The 16,585-nt window shown below is 73.2% G+C and carries 12 protein-coding genes; 5 read left to right on the top strand and 7 right to left on the bottom strand.

What is annotated here, in order from left to right; genetic code table 11:
* Positions 1-73 precede the first annotated feature (73 nt).
* On the top strand, positions 74-826 hold the full coding sequence (locus PV796_RS38075; protein ID WP_274919376.1) for a GNAT family N-acetyltransferase: 753 nt from the start codon (positions 74-76) through the stop codon (positions 824-826).
* Here the strand turns inward: PV796_RS38075 and PV796_RS38070 are convergent.
* Positions 815-1,831: a GlxA family transcriptional regulator gene (locus PV796_RS38070; RefSeq protein ID WP_274918349.1), complete on the bottom strand. Its 1,017-nt coding sequence runs from the start codon at positions 1,829-1,831 to the stop codon at positions 815-817. The two genes, PV796_RS38075 and PV796_RS38070, sit on opposite strands and share 12 nt — an antisense overlap.
* A gap of 190 nt (positions 1,832-2,021) precedes the next feature.
* Here PV796_RS38070 and PV796_RS38065 point away from each other — a divergent pair, with 190 nt between their 5' ends.
* From PV796_RS38065 to PV796_RS38050, 4 genes are all read left to right on the top strand, one after another.
* Positions 2,022-2,699, top strand: coding sequence for a DJ-1/PfpI family protein (locus PV796_RS38065; protein WP_274918348.1), 678 nt, complete (start codon positions 2,022-2,024; stop codon positions 2,697-2,699).
* A 178-nt stretch (positions 2,700-2,877) separates the two neighbouring features.
* Positions 2,878-3,360, top strand: a complete 483-nt coding sequence (locus tag PV796_RS38060; protein ID WP_274918346.1) for a hypothetical protein — start codon at positions 2,878-2,880, stop codon at positions 3,358-3,360.
* A gap of 1 nt (position 3,361) precedes the next feature.
* Entirely contained in the window at positions 3,362-3,649 is a 288-nt protein-coding gene (locus PV796_RS38055) for a DUF3817 domain-containing protein (RefSeq protein ID WP_274918344.1), read from the top strand.
* 200 nt (positions 3,650-3,849) lie between these two features.
* Positions 3,850-4,647: a DsbA family protein gene (locus PV796_RS38050; RefSeq protein WP_274918343.1), complete on the top strand. Its 798-nt coding sequence runs from the start codon at positions 3,850-3,852 to the stop codon at positions 4,645-4,647.
* A gap of 57 nt (positions 4,648-4,704) precedes the next feature.
* Here PV796_RS38050 and PV796_RS38045 read toward each other — a convergent pair whose 3' ends face one another.
* The 6 genes from PV796_RS38045 to PV796_RS38020 all read right to left on the bottom strand — a co-directional run bounded on the left by PV796_RS38045 (position 4,705) and on the right by PV796_RS38020 (position 15,740).
* Positions 4,705-6,309, bottom strand: a complete 1,605-nt coding sequence (locus PV796_RS38045; protein WP_274918341.1) for an ABC-F family ATP-binding cassette domain-containing protein — start codon at positions 6,307-6,309, stop codon at positions 4,705-4,707.
* 144 nt (positions 6,310-6,453) lie between these two features.
* On the bottom strand, positions 6,454-7,377 hold the full coding sequence (locus PV796_RS38040) for an LLM class F420-dependent oxidoreductase (RefSeq protein WP_274918340.1): 924 nt from the start codon (positions 7,375-7,377) through the stop codon (positions 6,454-6,456).
* A gap of 128 nt (positions 7,378-7,505) precedes the next feature.
* A complete protein-coding gene (locus tag PV796_RS38035) occupies positions 7,506-8,804 on the bottom strand; it encodes a TIGR02679 family protein (RefSeq protein ID WP_274918338.1) in 1,299 nt (432 codons plus the stop codon).
* Positions 8,801-12,919: a TIGR02680 family protein gene (locus PV796_RS38030; RefSeq protein ID WP_274918336.1), complete on the bottom strand. Its 4,119-nt coding sequence runs from the start codon at positions 12,917-12,919 to the stop codon at positions 8,801-8,803. Before PV796_RS38030 ends, PV796_RS38035 begins: the two co-directional genes overlap by 4 nt.
* Complete coding sequence (locus PV796_RS38025) at positions 12,916-14,145, bottom strand: TIGR02678 family protein (RefSeq protein ID WP_274918334.1); 1,230 nt, start codon at positions 14,143-14,145, stop codon at positions 12,916-12,918. Before PV796_RS38025 ends, PV796_RS38030 begins: the two co-directional genes overlap by 4 nt.
* Positions 14,142-15,740 carry a TIGR02677 family protein gene (locus PV796_RS38020; RefSeq protein ID WP_274918332.1) on the bottom strand — a complete coding sequence of 533 codons (1,599 nt, stop codon included), beginning with the start codon at positions 15,738-15,740 and terminating at the stop codon, positions 14,142-14,144. The genes PV796_RS38025 and PV796_RS38020 overlap by 4 nt, the downstream gene beginning before the upstream one ends.
* Positions 15,741-16,585: the final 845 nt, after the last annotated feature.

The following is a 16,585-nucleotide window of genomic DNA, read 5'->3' as shown; positions in this document are numbered from 1 at the left end:
CGACCCAGACATCGACTCTAGTGCGGCAGACAGGGCGGACATCGCCGGATTGCTGCTGGCCTACGACGAACAAATGCGTGGCGAGCCGCCCAACCCTCCGGCCGGGGTCGTCCACGAGCAGGACGGTCCGCTGTTGCGGGCCGTCGGCCAGTTCCGCGGCTTCGTCAGCGCTCCGCGCGATGTCGGCGTGCGCGGCGCCGAGTTGGACCGGTTGATCGCCCGTCAGCGGGACTTCTTCGCCGCGCGCGGGGAGGCGGTGGAGTGGAAGACCCGGGGGCACGACCGTCCCGTCGATCTCACCGAGCGGTTGTGCGCGGCGGGCTTCGTTCCCGAGGAGCGGGAGACGGTGCTCATCGGCCGGGCGGAGCGGATGGCGGCGGCGCCGGTCCTGCCGGACGGGGTCACCCTGCGGCGGGTGACCGCGGATGCCGACTTGCACCGCATCGCCGCCATGGAGTCGGAGGTCTGGGGTCAGGACTGGGGTTGGTTGGGCGAGGACCTGATCGGCCGGGTGGCGGCGGCGCCGGACACGATCGCCGTTCTGGTGGCCGAGGCCGGGGGCGAGGTGGTGTCCGCCGCGTGGCTGGTGGTGCGGGAGGGGACCGAGTTCGCGGGCCTGTGGGGCGGTACGACGCGTCCGGCGTGGCGCGGCCGGGGCATCTACCGGGCGCTGGTCGCCGCCCGCGCCGAGCTCGCGGTGGCCCGTGGCGTCAGATACCTCCAGGTCGATGCGTCGGACGACAGTGCGCCGATCCTGCGCCGGCTGGGTTTTCGGGCGGTGACGACCACGACGCCGTACGTGTGGTCGCCGCCGTCACGGGCGTGATGCGGGCGGCGAGGTAGCGAGCTCGGTTCGTCGGCCGGGCAGCCGGGGCCGGTCCGCGCCGGGGCGGCCGTGGAAGGCGGTGCGGTAGGACTGCGGGGTGGTGCCGACCACGCGACGGAACCGGTCCCGGAAGGCGGTCGGCGAGCCGAAACCGGCCTGGTGGGCGATGCGTTCGACCGGGTGGTCGGTGTTCTCCAGGAGGTACTGGGCCCGGCGTACCCGGGCGCGCAGCAGCCACTGGAGCGGCGTGGTGCCGGTCTGTTCGCGGAAGCGGCGGCTGAAGGTCCGTTCGCTCACGCCGGAGCGGGCGGCCATGGCCTTGAGGGTGATCTCGTGGGCAAGGTGGTCCTCGATCCAGTCGAGGACGGGCTGGAGTGCGGAGCCCTGGGGCACCGGTGGGTGCTCGTGGACGATGAACTGCGCCTGGCCGCCCTCGCGTTCGAGCGGCATGACGGACAGCCGGGCGGCGTCCGCGGCGATCGCCGAGCCGAGGTCGCGGCGGATCATGTGGAGGCAGAGGTCCAGGCTGGCGGCGGCGCCGGCCGAGGTGAGTATCTGGCCGTTGTCGACGTAGAGGACGTCGGGCTGGACCTCGATCTGCGGGTAGCGGCGGGCGAGTTCGGCGGCCGCGATCCAGTGGGTGGTGGCGCGCAGGCCGTCCAGTAGTCCCGCCTCGGCGAGGACGAAGGCGCCGACGCAGACCGAGGCGATGCGGGTCCCGGCGGCCGCCGCTGCGCGCAGTGCCCGCAGGGCCTCCGGGTGCGGTGCGCCGGCCTGTTCCGAGCAGCCGGGCACGATGACGGTGTCGGCCTCCGCCAGTGCGTCCAGTCCCCATTCGACGGTGAGGGTGAAGCCGTCGGTGCGTACCTGGGGCGTGGGGGCGCAGATCCGCGTCCGGTAGGGGCGGCGCCCGTCGGGCAGGCGGGTGCGGCCGAAGATCTCCAGGGGCGCCGCCATGTCGAACGGCACCACATGGTCGAGGACGAGGATGGCCACGGTGTGCATGGCGACACGATAGTTGGATTCTCGCCAGGGGGTCAGTCCTGTGGTGAGCGGCGGTGGAGGCCCCATATTCGCTCTACAGAGCATTGGCGAGAATCCGTGGAAAGTTGTCATTCTGGCCACTGTGTGGCGCGGGTCGGTCTTTCTAGCGTGGGGCGCGCACCGCTGATCGCGACTGGAGAAGAGGCATCCCATGCTCGTCCACTGCGTACTGTTCGACGGCTTCGACCCGTTGGACGTCATCGCACCCTACGAGGTGCTGCACTGCGCCGGCATGCTCACCGAGGGGGCCGTCCGCGTCGAGTTGGTCAGCGCCGAGGGGCCGCGGGAGGTGCCCAGTGGGCTGGCGGCAGTGTCCCTGCGCGCCGCCGCGGCCTTGGATCCCGCGCGCGCCGACGTGATCGTGCTGCCCGGGGCGGTGGGTGATCTGCGCGATCCGGCGGGGCTGAGCGCGGCGGAGCGGGCCGGGACCATTTTGGAGATGCTGCGCCGGGCCGTCGACACGGACCTGGCGCGGCTGGCCGGTGAGGCGCTGGCCCGGCCGGACACGCTGGTGACGACGGTCTGCGGCGGGTCACTGCTGCTCGCCATGGCGGGCCTCATCAAGGGGCGTTCGGTCAACAGCCATGACCTGGGGCGGGAGTTGCTGGTGGCCACCGGCGCCGAACACGTCGACGCCCGGGTGGTCGACGACGGCGATCTGATCACCAGCGGCGGAGTCACCTCCGGTCTCGATCTCGCCCTCTACCTCGTCGAGCGCGAGATCGGCCCCCGGGTGGCACGCGCCGTCGAGCGGGTCTTCGCCCACGAGCGCCGCGGCACCGTCTGGTCCGCCACCGGTGCCGCGCCGGCGCTGTCCCTCCCTTTCTGACCTCCCCGTCGCTCAACTCGCCTCGCTCAACGCTCTTCGCTCGCTCAACGAGAAAGCCTCTTCCACACATGTACCTCGTAGTTCCCCGGTCGATGGGCCCCGGCGGCCCGGTCGACGAGCGATCGGCGCTCCCCCCATCCCGGGTCCGCGCCCGCTCCTCCTGGACGGTTGCCGACCGATGACCAAGATTTTGCTTTCGCTGCACGTTCTGGCCGCCCTCGTCGCGGTCGGCCCGGTCACCGTGGCCGCCAGCATGTTCCCGCCGGCCGTCCGCCGCGCCCAGGCGGGCGGGGGCGGGGCGGATGCCCGGCCGGATACGGTGGGCACCGTCCGGCTGCTGCACCGCATCTGCCGGGTGTACGCGGGGGTCGGCATGGCCGTGCCGGTGTTCGGCTTCGCCACCGCCTCCGCCATGGGGGTCCTGGGCGACGCGTGGCTGATCGCCTCCATCGCCCTGACCGCGGCCGCCGCCGGCGTCCTGGTCGCCCTGGTGCTGCCCCGACAGGACGCCCTGCTGACCGCCCTCGACGGCGACCAGCCGACCACCTCGCCGCCCTACCGTCCCGCCCAACTGGCCATGTTCACCGGGCTGTTCAACCTCCTCTGGGCGACGGTGACGATCCTCATGATCGTCCGTCCCGGCTCGACCACGGGAGCATGACGTGCCCGTTCCACCCACCCGCCGACCGCTGCGCGCCGCCGCCACCGTCGAACTGGCCTCGCTGATCATCCTGCTGACCAACCTGGCCACGCTGCACCTGCCGGCCGTCTCCTCGCTCGCCGGCCCGCTCCACGGTTGCGCCTACCTCTTCACCATCGGGGCCGTCACCCGCGACCCGCACCGCACCGGCCGGTCGGTGCTGCTCGCCTGCCTCCCCGGCATCGGCGGCCTGCTCGCCCTGCGCCGGCTCACCAGCACCGGGACGGTCGCCGCCGCCACGGCCGCGTGAGTGCGAGGCGGGGCCGGCCGCCGCCCTCGGGCGCTCCGTACGGGGCCGCACCCGGCCCCGGAACCCCGGCAGCCGGCGAATGCTGCCACACTGTGCGTGCCGCAGCGGTGTGCCGTGCCCCGCGGTCGCCGCTCGGGCGGCGCGGCGCGGGGTACCGCGCCGTCGGCGAGCACATCGATTGACCTGGTGAAAGGGTTCCCATGGTGGCCTCCGCAGGGCACAACAAGAACGGCAGCGAAGCAACGCGAAAGGGCCCTCGCGGCAACTGGCGCAACTACGCGGTGATCGGCGTCGGGCTCGCCGTGATCTGCGGTGCCGCGGCCTGGATCGGCCAGTACGCCCGGTCCGGCGAGGCCACCGCGTTCGAGCCGCCGTCCAATGCCGTGGGGGCAACGACCAACGGGGACAAGCTGGCCCTTCCGGTCAAGCCGACCATTCCGGTCACGTTGACGGTGTACGAGGACCCGCGGAGCCCGGAGTCGCGGGCCTTCGCCCAGCAGTACTCCAAGACGTTCGGCCAGCTCCTCGCGTCCGGCCAGGCCCAGATCAACTACCGTCTCGTGACCGCGAGCGACCACCAGTACGGCGGTTCGGGCGCGAAGGAGGCAGCCGCCGCGGCTGCCTGCGCTCAGGACCAGGGTCGGTTCAGCGAGTTCATGGACCAGGTCTGGGCGAACCAACCGGCCCTGCAGCAGGACGACTTCAAGAATCGGACGCTGCTGAGGAAGCTGGCCAAGAAGGCCGGGAAGATCGAGCACGACGCGTTCAACCTCTGCCTGGACCGTGGCACGCGGCAGGGCTGGGTGACCAAGTCCCAGCAGGACTACGCCAGTTCGGGCCTCGGCCCGGTCCCGGTCGTGCAGCTCAACGGGAAGACGATCGCCGACCCCGCGACCAAGCTCACGCCGAGCAAGCTCACCGCCCTGGTGGCCAAGGAGGCCCAGAAGGTGGCGGCCGCGGGCCCGACGGCCTCCCCCTCGCCCAGCCCCACCTCCTGACGCGGCCCCTGGGGGCCGGTCCGCTGCCGCACGGCAACGGACCGGCCCCCAGGGCGTTCACGCCAGCGTGACCAACTCCCGGTACTCGTCGCTCCACAGGTCCTCGTCGCCGTCCGGCAGCAGCAGGACGCGGTCGGGGCGCAGGGCGTCCAGGGCTCCCTCGTCGTGGGTGACCATCACGATCGCTCCGGGGTAGGAGTCGACAGCGGCCAGCACCTCGTCCCGGGAGGCGGGGTCGAGGTTGTTGGTCGGCTCGTCCAGGAGCAGCACGTTGGCTCCGGAGTGGACCAGCCCGGCCAGCGCGAGCCGGGTCTTCTCGCCGCCGGAGAGGACGCCGGCGGGTTTGTCGGCGTCGTCCCCGGTGAACAGGAACGCGCCGAGCACGCGCCGGCGTTCCTGGTCGGTGAGGTGCGGGGCGGCCACGGCCAGGTTGTCCCGGACGGTGCGGGCGCCGTCGAGGGTGTCGTGTTCCTGCGCGAAGTAGCCGAGCCGTAGCCCCTGACCGCGCACCACCCGGCCGCTGTCCGGGGTCTCCGCGCCGGCGAGGAGGCGCAACAGGGTGGTCTTGCCGGCCCCGTTGAGGCCGAGGATCACCAGCCGGCTGCCCCGGTCCACGGCGAGGTCCACGCCGCGCAGGACCTGGTGATCGCCGTAGGACTTGGCCAGGCTGATCGCGCCGAGCGGTATCCGGCCGCAGGGGTGCGGCTCGGGCAGTCGGATGCGGGCGGTCTTCTCGGTGCGCCGGGCGGGTTCCAGGTCGGCGAGCAGGCGGTCGGCGCGACGGGCCATGCTCCTGGCCATCGTGGCGGTCGCGGAGCGGGCCTTCATCTTCTCCGCCTGGGTGCGCAGCGCCGTGGCCTTGCGCTCGGCGTTGGCCCGCTCGCGGGTGCGGCGTCGGGCGTCCGCCTCGCGCTGGGCCAAGTACGCGGCCCAGCCGGTGTTGTGGAGGTCGAGCGCGGCGCGGGTGGCGTCGAGGTGGAGGACGCGGTTGACGACGTCGGCGAGCAGACCGGTGTCGTGGCTGATGACGACCAGGCCGCCCTGGCGGGAGCGGAGGAAGGCGCGCAACCAGGCGAGCGAGTCCGCGTCGAGGTGGTTGGTCGGCTCGTCCAGGAGGAGCGTGCCGCGGTCGCCGGCGAAGAGGATGCGGGCCAGTTCGACGCGGCGCCGCTGGCCGCCGGAGAGCGCGCCGACGGGCCCGCCGAGGGCTCGTTCGGGCAGTCCGAGGCCGGCGGCCACCCGGGCCGCCTCGGCCTCCGCCGCGTAGCCACCGGCGGCCTGGAAGGCGGCCTCGGCGCCGGCGTAGGCGGTCATGGCCCGATCCAGTGCGCGGCCGCCGTCGGCATCGGCCATCGCGGACTCCGCGGCGCGCAGCCGCTGGCGGGCGATGTCCAGGCCGCGGGCGGACAGGATCCGGTCGGTGACCGTCTGGGTCGGGTCGGCGGCGCGGGAGTCCTGGGCGAGGTGCCCGACCGGGCCGGTGTGGGTGATGGTGCCGGCCGCGGGCGTGGTGCGGCCCGCGAGGGCGGTCATCAGGGTGGTCTTGCCCGCCCCGTTGCGGCCGACCAGGCCGATCCGGTCGCCGGGCGAGACGGTGAAGGAAACGTCGGACAGCAGCAGGCGGGCACCCGCGCGCAGTTCGACATCACGAACGGTGATCATGCTTGAACGCTCCGAAAACAGCGAAGGACACACTTCTGGCGTGGAAGCGGGTCCTCGGCTAGGAAATTCGGGGCGTAGACATGCGGCCACCGTAACGGATGCCCGCTGAGCAGGGCATCCGTTTTTTCGGTGGGCCTTGGGTGGTCAGCCGGCGAGTTCGCCCAGCAGCTTCCAGGTGCGGCGCCGGTCGGCTTCGCCGGCGATCTCCGTCCCGGCGAACACCACCTCGCTCGCTCCGGCGTCCCGGTAGCGCTGGACCTCGGCGGCGACGGTCTCCTCGTTGCCGATCACGGCGACGTCGACGGCCCGTTGGGCGCCGGACAGCTCGATGACCCGGGCGTAGGAGGGGACCTGCTCGTAGAAGGCCAGGTTCTCGGTGGCGGTGGCGCGTACCGCGTCGACATCGTCGGTGACCACGCCGTGGACGAGCGCCACGATGCGGGGAGCGGGACGCCCGGCGGCCTCGGCGGCCTTGGTGACGGCCGGCACGATGTGCTCGGCGAGCGCGCGGGGTCCGGCGAGGTACGGCAGGATGCCGTCCGCCAGTTCGCCGCTGACCCGCAGCGCCTTCGGGCCCATGGCGGCGACGAGCACCGGGACGCCGGACTCCGCGCCGGGCACGCGGGCCGGGATCGGGGTGGCGGCGGTGAGCAGTTCGCCGTGGAAGTCGGCGCTGCCGGTCTCGGTCAACTGCCGTAGTGCGGTGAGGAATTCCCGCAGGCGGGCCACGGGGCGTTCGAAGGGGAGCCCGAAGCCGCCTTCGGTCAACAGCTTGGTGCCGAGCGCCAGTCCGAGGTGGTAGCGGCCGTGGGTGGCCGCCTGTGCGGTCTGTGCCTGGCTGGAGACGATCAGCGGGTGTCGCCCGAAGACGGGGATGGCGGACGTGCCCACGTGCAGCCCGGGCACCTCGCGGCCGACGATCGCGGCCAACTGGGGCGAGTCGGCCCCGAAGGTCTGCCCGAACCAGGCGGACCGCAGCCCCGCGGCCGCGGCCTCCCTGGCCAGCTCCACGCTCGCGTCGATCTGGTTGGCGGGGGTGAGCGGATTGAGCGCAACTCCAACAGTCATGTTCGTGGACAACCACGGGAGTTGGCGGCTGATTCCCGGTCGGCGTGACGGGTTGGTGTCGGGGGTGTGTCGTCGGGGCCGCGGGCACCACTCGCCGGTGTGGAACGCGCTCGGCGTCGGAGTGTGGCTCAGGGCCCGAGGTCGGCCAGCAGGTCGCTCAGCACGGCTTCTTCCTCGATGCGCACGCCGAGTTCGGTGAGGGCCGCAGGCAGGTCAGGGTCCCAAGCGGCGGCGGTGGGCGTGCCGGTCAGGGTTGGGGCCAGGGGGGTGGCGGCGACCGCGTTGCGGTAGTCGGTGGTGGTGTAGCGCCAGGGGTGCCAGGGGACGCGGTGGAGCAGCGTGGTGGCGATGCGGAGGCCGCCCCAGTCGAAGTCGCCGTGGTAGCGGAGGGTGGAGCCGCGGGTGTGCAGGTGGCGCAGCAAGGTGAGGGCGGCGGCCGAGGGTTGGCCTTGGAGGCAGACCAGGGGTTGGCAGTCGGCGCCGTGACTGTCGGCCGCGGTGGCCAGGACGGTCGGGTTCTCGCATACGTGCACCACGGTGGGGGCCGCGCGCGGTGGGGTTCGGGTGAGTTGGCGCAGGGTGAGGACGGCTGGTTCTCCGGCGTCGGTGAGCCGGTCGAGGGCGGGGGTGCCGCGCAGGCCGAGGGTGAGGACGGTGGAGGAGAGCGCGTCCTTGAGGAGGCCGGCGAACGCCCATGCCTCGCGCCGCCATTCGGCCCCGGTGCCGTCCGGGAAGCCGGTCAGGGCACGGATGCCGGAGAGGACGAGGGTGGCGAGCGGGGTGCCGTCGTCGAGGGCGTGGGCGTCGCCGAGCGTGCGGGCGGCGAAGGCGGGCAGGGAGACGGCGGGGTCGGCCGGTAGCCGGCGCAGGACCTCGGCGGTGTCGCCGAGCAGGGCCTTCGCCGCCTGTGGGGTGCGGGCCAGGCGGCGCACGAGGCCGTCGCCGCGCAATTGGTCCGCCCAGTCGGCGAGTTGGGGTTTGGTGGTGTGAATGAGGGTGTCAAGGGGGGTGTGGGCGTCGCGCCAGTCGTTGGCTTCCCGCTCGCGTAGGTCGGCGAGGCGGGTGACGGGGCCGGTGAGGGCGGTGACGGCGGCGGCGAGGCCATGGGGGCTGGCTCCGGAGCGGCGCAGGACGGCGTCCACCGCGTCGAGGCGCATGCTCAGGGACCGTCCGGTGCCGGGACTGCGGCCCAACAGCCGCTCGGCGGCGGCGCGTTGCTCGACGGTGGGGGCGGCCAGGGTGACCGGGCCGGTGAGAGGTTCGTCCCGCTCCATGCGGCGGCGTACGCGGTCGACCAGCCAGCCGAGTTCGGGCGGGCCGAGCAGTCTGGTCAGGCGGTCGCGGTCGACCGGCGGCGGGGACTGCCCGGGTGCGTCGGGGGCCGCGTGCGCTGCCGGGCCCCGTCCGGGCTCTTGGTCGGTGTTCATGTCCACAGGGCGTCCTGGCTGTCGGCCGGTCCTGCGGGGATCTGCGCGGGGATGTGGGGGGAGGGCGACGGTGCGTGCGGGGCCGGTTCGGTGCCCCAGGTGCGTTCGGTTCCGTCCCATTCCCAGCGGGTCACCAGGACCGCCTGGATCTCGTCCACGCGGGAGAGTTGGGCGATGGCGATGCCGGGGACCTCGGGGTAGCAGGCCCATTCGCGTTCGCTGGTCATCACCACGTCCAGGTCGAACGCGTGCAGCAGGCCCAGGCACTTGGCGCGCGAGTCGTCGTCGACGCCGGCGAACGCCTCGTCGAGGGTGACCAGGCGGGGGGCGTTGGGGGCGGCCGTGGCGTAGTGCGAGGAGGCGGCGGCGAACAGCGGCACGCTCACCGCCAGGACGCGTTCGCCACCGGAGGCGGGGCCGGTGGCCGGGACCCATTTTCCGTGCTGGTGGCGTTCGATGCCGAACTCGTGCCAACCGCGGTAGTCGAGCGCGGTGGTGAGCACCTCCAGCCAACTGCCGGCGGTGTCGTCGGACTGTCGACGGCCGATCTGGGTCTGGAGGAACTCGCCGACGGCTGCCCGGTCCTCGGGCGTCCAGGCGTCGGCGGACTGGCGCAGGCGCTCGCGTGCCTGGGCCAGGCCCGCCGGTGCCTTGCGGGAGGGGCGCCAGACCAGGCGGAGCTTCATACCGGTGGAGGTGGGTCGCTGGTCGAGCTCCGCGTTCATGGCGTTGACCTGGCGTTCGGCGGTGCCGATGAGCTCTTGGAGGGTGCCGGCGACCTCGGTCAGCAGGTGGGTTTCGAGGATCTCGCGTTCGTGTGCGGACAGGATGCGGGTCAGCTCGGCGACTTCGGTGGCCAGGGCCTCGGCCAGTTCGGGGACGGCTCGTTCGCGGCCCTGGTAGATGATGTCGACGACCATGCCGTCCTCGGCGATCCGGGCGGTGGCGGTGTGGCCGCCGCGGGACAGCGCGTCCTGGAGTTTCTTGTACTCCTCGCTGAGCTTCTTCTGGACGCGTTCCCAGGCACCGGCGGAGTCGTCGGTGCCGGCCAGTTCGGCCTCGATGGTGCGGGCGAGCGTGACGGCGGGGGTGGCGGCCCACGGCCCGCCGTCCAGGGGCGGCACGGTGGTCTGTGGCAGGGCGACGCTCAACAGGCCGGTGGCGGCGAACCGTTGGAGGGCGGCGATGGCCTCGGCGCGGGCCGCCGTCGCCTCTCGCAGGTCGACCTCCAGTCGTTCGATGTGCCCTTGGGCGAGGTGGGCGCGCCGGTCGGCGGCGGTGTGGTCCTCGCGGGCCTGGCGTTGGTCACGTTCGCATGCGGTGCGGGCCGCGGTGGTTTCGGCCAGGCGCCGTTCCAGTTCCGCGACGGCGGCTCCCACGGTGGAGCGCAGTGTGGCGTGGCGTTCCTGGGCGGCGCCGGCGAGCTGGCGCGACTCCTCCGCGCGCAGGGCCAGTTCGGCCGTCCTGGTGCCGGCCTGTTCGGCTTCCGCGCGCTCGTCGGCGAGGGCCTGCTCCGCGGCGGTGTGTTCGCGCAGGGCCGGCCACAGGGCGGCGAGGACGGCGGTGTAGTCGGCCAGTGCCTGCCGGACGGCTGCCAGTGCGCTGCGGTCGGCGGGCAGGTTCACGGCGGCGGCGGTGTCGGCGAGTTCGGCGTCCGTCGCGGCCTGCCGTCGAGTCACCTCGGCCAGTTCGGTGGAGCGTTCGTCGCGGCGGGTGCGGGCCCGGTGGGCGGCGTCCGCGGCGGTCGCGGCGAGGGCGTGGGCGTGGCGGAGGGCGGCGTCGTCGGGGACGGCGGCCAGCTCGGCGTCCAGGGTGCGTCGGCGGTGGGCCACCGAGATGCGCTCGGCCTCAAGGCAGGCCATGTCGTCCTTCAGGGCGGCCAGTTCGCCGCGCAGCGCGGTGATCCGGGACCGGCGTGCCTCCTCGCGGGCTCCCTCGCCCACGTACGCGGCTGCCTCCTTCGACCAACTGCCGGTCAGGGCGCCGACGCGGAAGCTGCCGTCCGTCGACACCCAGGTGTCGCCACCGGAGCCGAGGCCGACGGCTGCCAGGAGGCGGGCCACCGTCTGCTCGCCCACCGCCATGGCGCGTGCGTCGCCGTGGTCGACCGCGGGCCGCAGTACGTCGGCGAGGGTCGGCCCGGTCGGCCGGTGGGCCGGCGGCAGGGGGGACAGGAGGGCGTCGTGCCCATCGGCGTGGACGGCGGTGCCGTCCGGGCGCACCCAGGCGTCCAGGAGCCCGGATGCCTCCAACGCGGCTTCCAGTCCGGCCCGTTCGGCGCCGGTGACGTGGTCGCGGAAGTCGACCAGTCGCCACAGGGGTGCTCCGGGCGCCCGGTCGCGCACGCCGGGGGTACGGGTCGGGGGTGCGGCGGGGCCGCGCTGGCCGCCCGCCTCCAGTCCGGTCAGCTCCCGCTCGGCCTCGGTGTGCCGGCCCCGGAGGGCGGTCAGTTCCTGTCCGAGGGCGGCGGTGCGGTCGGCCAGGTGCGCCGCCCGTACGCGATGGGCCTCGCCGGCCTGCTCGCGCGCCGGGTAGGGGCCTTGGAGGTGGGTGACCCAGTCCTGTAGTGCGTCCAGGAGCCCGGTGGGATCGGCGACGGTCAGCTCCTCGCAGGAGTCCAGGTGGCCGCCTACGAGGGTGACGAGTTCCCGCCCTGCTGCGGACGCCTGTTCCTCCGCCCGGGTCTGCCGCTCGGTGGTGTGGCCGGCCTCGATCTCGGCCTCATCCAGGCGGCGGGCGGCGTCCCTCCGTTCGCCGGCCGCCGTCTCGGCGTGTGCCATCAACTCCTCGACGTGGTCGAGGGTGCGCCGCCTGCGAGCCACCAACTCCCCTGCCTCGTGGCGCAGTTCCGCCTCCGGCACGCCGCCGGTTTCCGGCAGGCCGTCGAGTCGGGCCGCCGAGGCCGCTTCCCGCTCGCGGGCGAGGGTGTCCTTAGTCTGCTCCGCCGCCGTCGTGAGGCGGCGTTGTGCGGTGTCGAGGCGGCCGAGTGCGCGGGTGTGTGCCTGGCCCGCCTGTGCCTGGTCGTCCTTCGCGCGGGCCAGTTCGTCCGCGGTGCGGCGGGCGTCGACTGCCGCCTGTTCCAGCTCGCGGGCGCTGCGCATCTCGGGGCCCTCGCGCAGCGCGGCGTCCTGCGCCTTGAGCCGGGTGGCGGTCTCCGCGAGCTCCGCGAGCAGTTCGGCGGCCGTCGTCCGGGCCTTCTCGGCGTCCGAGCGGTCGGTCTCGGCGGCGGCCAGGTCGCGTTGGAGGTGCTCGTAGCGGGCGTGCTCGGTGCGGGGCAGGCGGGCCCGGCGGCGGGTGGCGACCCGGGCGTAGCGGCGGTAGTGGTCGAGGAACGCCGAGGCGGCCCGCTCCGCTTCGGCGGCCGCCCGCAGTTCGTCCTTCTCCTCGTCCAGGGAGCGGAACGCCTCGGCGACATCGGCGATCACCGCCTGGTCCATCGGCGGCAGCGATTCGGTCAGTGCGCGGGACAGCGCGACCTCGTTGGGGCGCTTCGACAGTTGCGGCTGACGTAGCTGGATGAGCAGGTCCACCAGCGCCGCATAGCGTCGCTCGCCGAGCCCGAACAGCGCCTCGTCAACGGCCCTGCGGTATGCCTTGGCCTGGTCGTAGACCAGGCCGCGCCCTGCGATGGCCTCCGTGAGCCGGTCGCGGGAGAGCGCGGTGTCGGTGGCGTCGAGCAGGCTCAGTTCCTCGCCGACGCGCTGGTCGGTGACGGCGTACCAGTGGCGGGCGATGCCCCGCCCGGACACCGCCTTCAGCCCACAGGCGAGGGTGACGAAGTGGTCCTGGCCGCTGGTCTCGTCGCGGCGGCCGAACTCGATCCAGGTGTAGCCGAGCCGCTCGGGGTGCTGATGCTGCCCGCCGAGCAGCAGGTTCCACTCCATTCGCTTACCGGGGTCGGCGTCGGGCTCCACCCGCCGGGCGGACAGGTCGCCGTCCAGGAGGAAGGGCAGGGTCAGGGCGAGGACCTTGGACTTGCCGGTGCCGTTGTTGCCACGCAGCAGCAGGCGGCCGTCGTGGAACCAGAACTCCTCTTTGTCGTAGTAGAAGAGGTCGACCAGTCCGATGCGCAGCGGCCGCCACCGACCGGGTGCGGGGAGGGGCAGGGCGGTCACGACGCTTGGGCCTTTCGTTGCGGAGTACGGGCGCCCGGTTCGATCACAACGGTCTCGCCGACCGCGTAGCGGGCGAGGGCGGGGCGCGGGGCGACGCCTCCCGGAGTGCGCGTGACCAGTCCGAGTGCGGTCAGTTTGGTCAGTGCCTGTTCGACCAACTCGGCTTCCGCGCCGGGCTGTTTGGCGCTCTTGGACCAGAATCCACCGTGCTCGGCCGCCAGTTCCCGCACCCGGCGCTCCAACTCGTCGCGGCCCACCTCGCCGCCCGTGGCCGCGAGGTGTTCGGCGAGCAGCAGGGTGACGTGCCCGTGGGTGCCCTGCTCCGGCATGCGGACGTCGGTCAGGTCGTCCAGTGGGTCGACCATGGCGATGCCCTCGGCCCGCACCTCTGCCACCAGGCCGGTCAGTTCGCTGATGCGTGCGGCGATGAAGCCGCGCTGCCGGGTCAGATAGGCCAGCTCCTCGTCGGTCAGCTCGTCGTAGTACAGCACCGGGTCGTCCAGCAGGCGGCGGGTCAGGGTCTGGCGGATCGCGCGGAACCGCAACTCGTCGCTGTCCAGGGCGCTTTCCGCGATCAGTCCGGCCAGGCGGTCGCCGGCGTCCTCGGCGGCGACGGTCGAGGGTCCGTGGCGGGCGGCGAGCAGCCCGGCCAGGACCCGGCGCTCCACGTCGTAGAGCACATCGCCCGCGCCGCTGACGTAGGCGTCCTCGTCCCCGGCGACCCGTCGCAGCACGCCGTACCGCAGCAGCAGCCGCACCACCGCGGCGAGGTCCAACCGCTCGTCGCGCCGCTCCAGCGTGAACTGCACTCCGGCGGCGGCCAGTTGGGGATCCGCGGCATCCAGTACGACCTGCCCGGCGAGCCGGCCGAGGGCGATCTGCGCCTCCCCGCGTTCCAACGCGGCCAGGGCCAGGCACAGCAGTACGTACCGGCGGCGGGTGAACGGCGCCTGCGCCCGGGACGCCTCGCGCGCGGGGTGGGTGGGGTCGGCCGGGGCGCCGGGGGTCTTGCGCAGCCGGGCGGCCTCCGCGTCCACCCGCAACGACCAACCGACGTTGCGGTCGAACCAGTCGCGCAGCTCGGCGGCGTGCTGCCGCGCCAGGCGGTACTCGTCGGCGTGGGGGCCGTGCGCGAGCAACAGCGGCTCCTTCAGCAGGGCGCGGGCGGCCTTCTGGAACTCGGCCGCGCGCCGGCTGTCCAGCACCTCGCCCAGGGGTGTGGTCATGGCTCCTCCCTCACGGGGCCCCGCGCCGGGGTGTCGTGCGTACGGACCCGGTCGCTCCGGGTGAGGTCGGTGATCTCGACCAGGTGGTCCGGGCCCCGGAACACCCCTCCCGACGTGCGGATCTCGGCCCTCGTGCCGTCCGTCAGCGCCGTGAGGCGGATCTCCATCGAGCCGTCGTTGCTGGTCACCACCGTCGTCGTCATGTCTGGCCGCCAGGTGGCCAGGGCGTCGCCCAGCAGCCGCAGGAACAGGCCGAAGGCGAGTGGATCGAGCTCGCCGAGCGCGGACAGTCGGGTGGCGCCGTCCGTTGCCAGGCGGGTGCGGGCGGCCGTGATCTCCGCCGCCTGTCTTGCGGCGATCTCGGCGAGGCGCCGCCGGTCCTCCGAGCGGTCCTGCACCTTGCGGATCTTCCCGCGCCGCTCGTAGCTGCCGGTGCGGCGCAACTGCGGGCTGATGCGCAGCGGTTCGGCCTCGGCCCACGGGGTGGAGGCCATCACCGGATGGGCGGTGCGCTCGGTCAGGGTGTCCGCGTCGATGGTGAGGTGACGGGCGGGGTAGAGGCCGAAGGCGGCGCGCCACAGCCGGTGCCTGGCCTCGTCGTCGGGCGCCTCGGCGAACCAACGGGCCAGGGTGCGGAAGTCCGCCGACCGGTCCGACCTCCCGGCCCGACGCTCATTCAACTGTCGTACGACCGCGAGGAGTTGGGGAATCGCCCCCAGTGCACGACCCCGGAGCAGGCGCGCCTGCGACTCGCGGCCGTCCGCCGAGACGAACCAGGCGGAAAGCCCCGCCCAGCGCCCTGCCCAGCGCGCGTACGCCTGCGCTTCCGCGCTCTCCAACTCGTCCGGTGCGGCATCCGCCGCCTCGCGGACCGCCGCCAGCCGCAGCAACGCATCGGCCCGGCCCCGCCCCTCCAGCTCCCCTATGAGCAGGGCGATCCGACCGCCCAAGGTGATCAGGTCCTGGATGAACCGCTCCAGGTACTGGATCAATCGGTCCTTGTACGCGAGGAAGACCTCGACCTCCACGCCGTGCAGATCGATGGTGCGCTGCAACGACCCCATGAACGCCCGCGCGTTCTCCGCCAGCGCCTCGAACCGGCTGGCCAGCGCGGACAGCGCCAGGTGGGCCTTGGCCGCGTCCGGCTCCCCCTCCCCCGCGATCACCAGCAGGGCGCGCAGCTGCGTGACGATGTCGTGCAGCGCCACCGCCTGGAGCGCGCCGCGCCGCCCCAGCGCCTCGTCGTACGCGGATAGCGCCTGTTCAGCGGCCTCTCCGGCGTGCGTGAGCTGGTAGATGAAGCGCTTGCGGTAGAAGTCCTCCACCGCGGTGACCCGGGAGGTGTCCGGGTCCGCTCGCAGGTTGCCCCAGTCGACGAGACTGTCCAGCGCCTTGACCACGGTGTCCAGGTCGGTGGGCCGGTGCTCCGGCGTCAGCGCGGCGTGCACGTCCTCCGGACGCAGGTGCACCGCGAACCGCTCCTTGGCCGCCAGGAACGCGCCCATCACCCGGCGGTAGAGGGCGGAGTTGGGCACGGTGAGGTGCGCGAAGGGGGCGTATCCGGCCCGATCCGGCTCAACAGGCTGCGACGTCATCGCCCGGCATTCTTCCTGACGCATACCCCGAAGCGGAAATCCCTTCCGAACCGTGGCCGGAACAGTGCGGCCGGCCCGTCAGGCGTCGCGGGGAGGTTGTGGTTGCGCGACCGGCGTGGGGGCCACCCCGACGAACGGGATATGGACGCGGCCGATGAGGCGGTAGCCCTCGGTACGGGGCCGACCCCTTCACCGTCCGGGCAGCCGCACGCCGCGTCGCCGACATTGGCCGGATCCTCAACATGACTCCGACGACGCCGCCTCCCCCAACCGGGACCGCACCGGTACCGGACGACCGGGACAGCGTCCACCTGCCTGGTCAAGGCGCCCGCCCAGAAGATCAACCACCGCGAGGCGACGGCCAACCCACCGCCACCAGGACGCACCATCATCGGGACATTTCGACATCAGGGCGCCTCGGGAGATGGCACCACCGGCACGCCCGGAACGACCCAACCGGGACAAATCCGCATGTCATCCATGCATAAACCGTCAGAACGGAACCAAGGTTGAGTCAAACCCTTGCGTTCTAGCACAGGCTCGAAGGTAGCCTCTCAGCGTACGACGAGTTTGAGACACCTCGTTCGGTACGGCGTCTTCACGGACACCGGCTCCCGCCGCGTGCCGTGCCTGTTCGGCGCACGCGTGCGCCTCGGCCGGGAGGAGGCGAGGGCCATGGACGGTCACAGCCGTGGAACGGACCGCAGTCGACCCCGTGCCCGTGGGCCTTCCCCGACCTCCGGTGCACGGTAATCACCCCCCTCCACTCCAGACGCCTCCCCCACACCCCTGCGACCACCACAACAACCATGCCGGGACGCCAAGTTGCGCCCGAAGCCGACGTA

Origin of the sequence: Streptomyces sp. WZ-12 (genome assembly GCF_028898845.1) — a bacterium.
Classification (GTDB): domain Bacteria; phylum Actinomycetota; class Actinomycetes; order Streptomycetales; family Streptomycetaceae; genus Streptomyces.
The sequence above is the reverse complement of the archived record's forward strand: the minus strand, read 5'-3'. Positions and strand labels throughout refer to the sequence as shown.

Excerpts from the sequence above, each read along its gene's own strand:
- PV796_RS38050 (WP_274918343.1), top strand. The coding sequence starts at position 3,850 with ATGGTGGCCTCCGCAGGGCACAACAAGAACGGCAGCGAAGCAACGCGA.
- PV796_RS38045 (WP_274918341.1), bottom strand. The coding sequence starts at position 6,309 with ATGATCACCGTTCGTGATGTCGAACTGCGCGCGGGTGCCCGCCTGCTG.
- PV796_RS38075 (WP_274919376.1), top strand. The coding sequence starts at position 74 with ATGCGTGGCGAGCCGCCCAACCCTCCGGCCGGGGTCGTCCACGAGCAG.
- PV796_RS38020 (WP_274918332.1), bottom strand. The coding sequence starts at position 15,740 with ATGACGTCGCAGCCTGTTGAGCCGGATCGGGCCGGATACGCCCCCTTC.
- PV796_RS38040 (WP_274918340.1), bottom strand. The coding sequence starts at position 7,377 with ATGACTGTTGGAGTTGCGCTCAATCCGCTCACCCCCGCCAACCAGATC.
- PV796_RS38035 (WP_274918338.1), bottom strand. The coding sequence starts at position 8,804 with ATGAACACCGACCAAGAGCCCGGACGGGGCCCGGCAGCGCACGCGGCC.
- PV796_RS38065 (WP_274918348.1), top strand. The coding sequence starts at position 2,022 with ATGCTCGTCCACTGCGTACTGTTCGACGGCTTCGACCCGTTGGACGTC.
- PV796_RS38060 (WP_274918346.1), top strand. The coding sequence starts at position 2,878 with ATGACCAAGATTTTGCTTTCGCTGCACGTTCTGGCCGCCCTCGTCGCG.
- PV796_RS38025 (WP_274918334.1), bottom strand. The coding sequence starts at position 14,145 with ATGACCACACCCCTGGGCGAGGTGCTGGACAGCCGGCGCGCGGCCGAG.
- PV796_RS38070 (WP_274918349.1), bottom strand. The coding sequence starts at position 1,831 with ATGCACACCGTGGCCATCCTCGTCCTCGACCATGTGGTGCCGTTCGAC.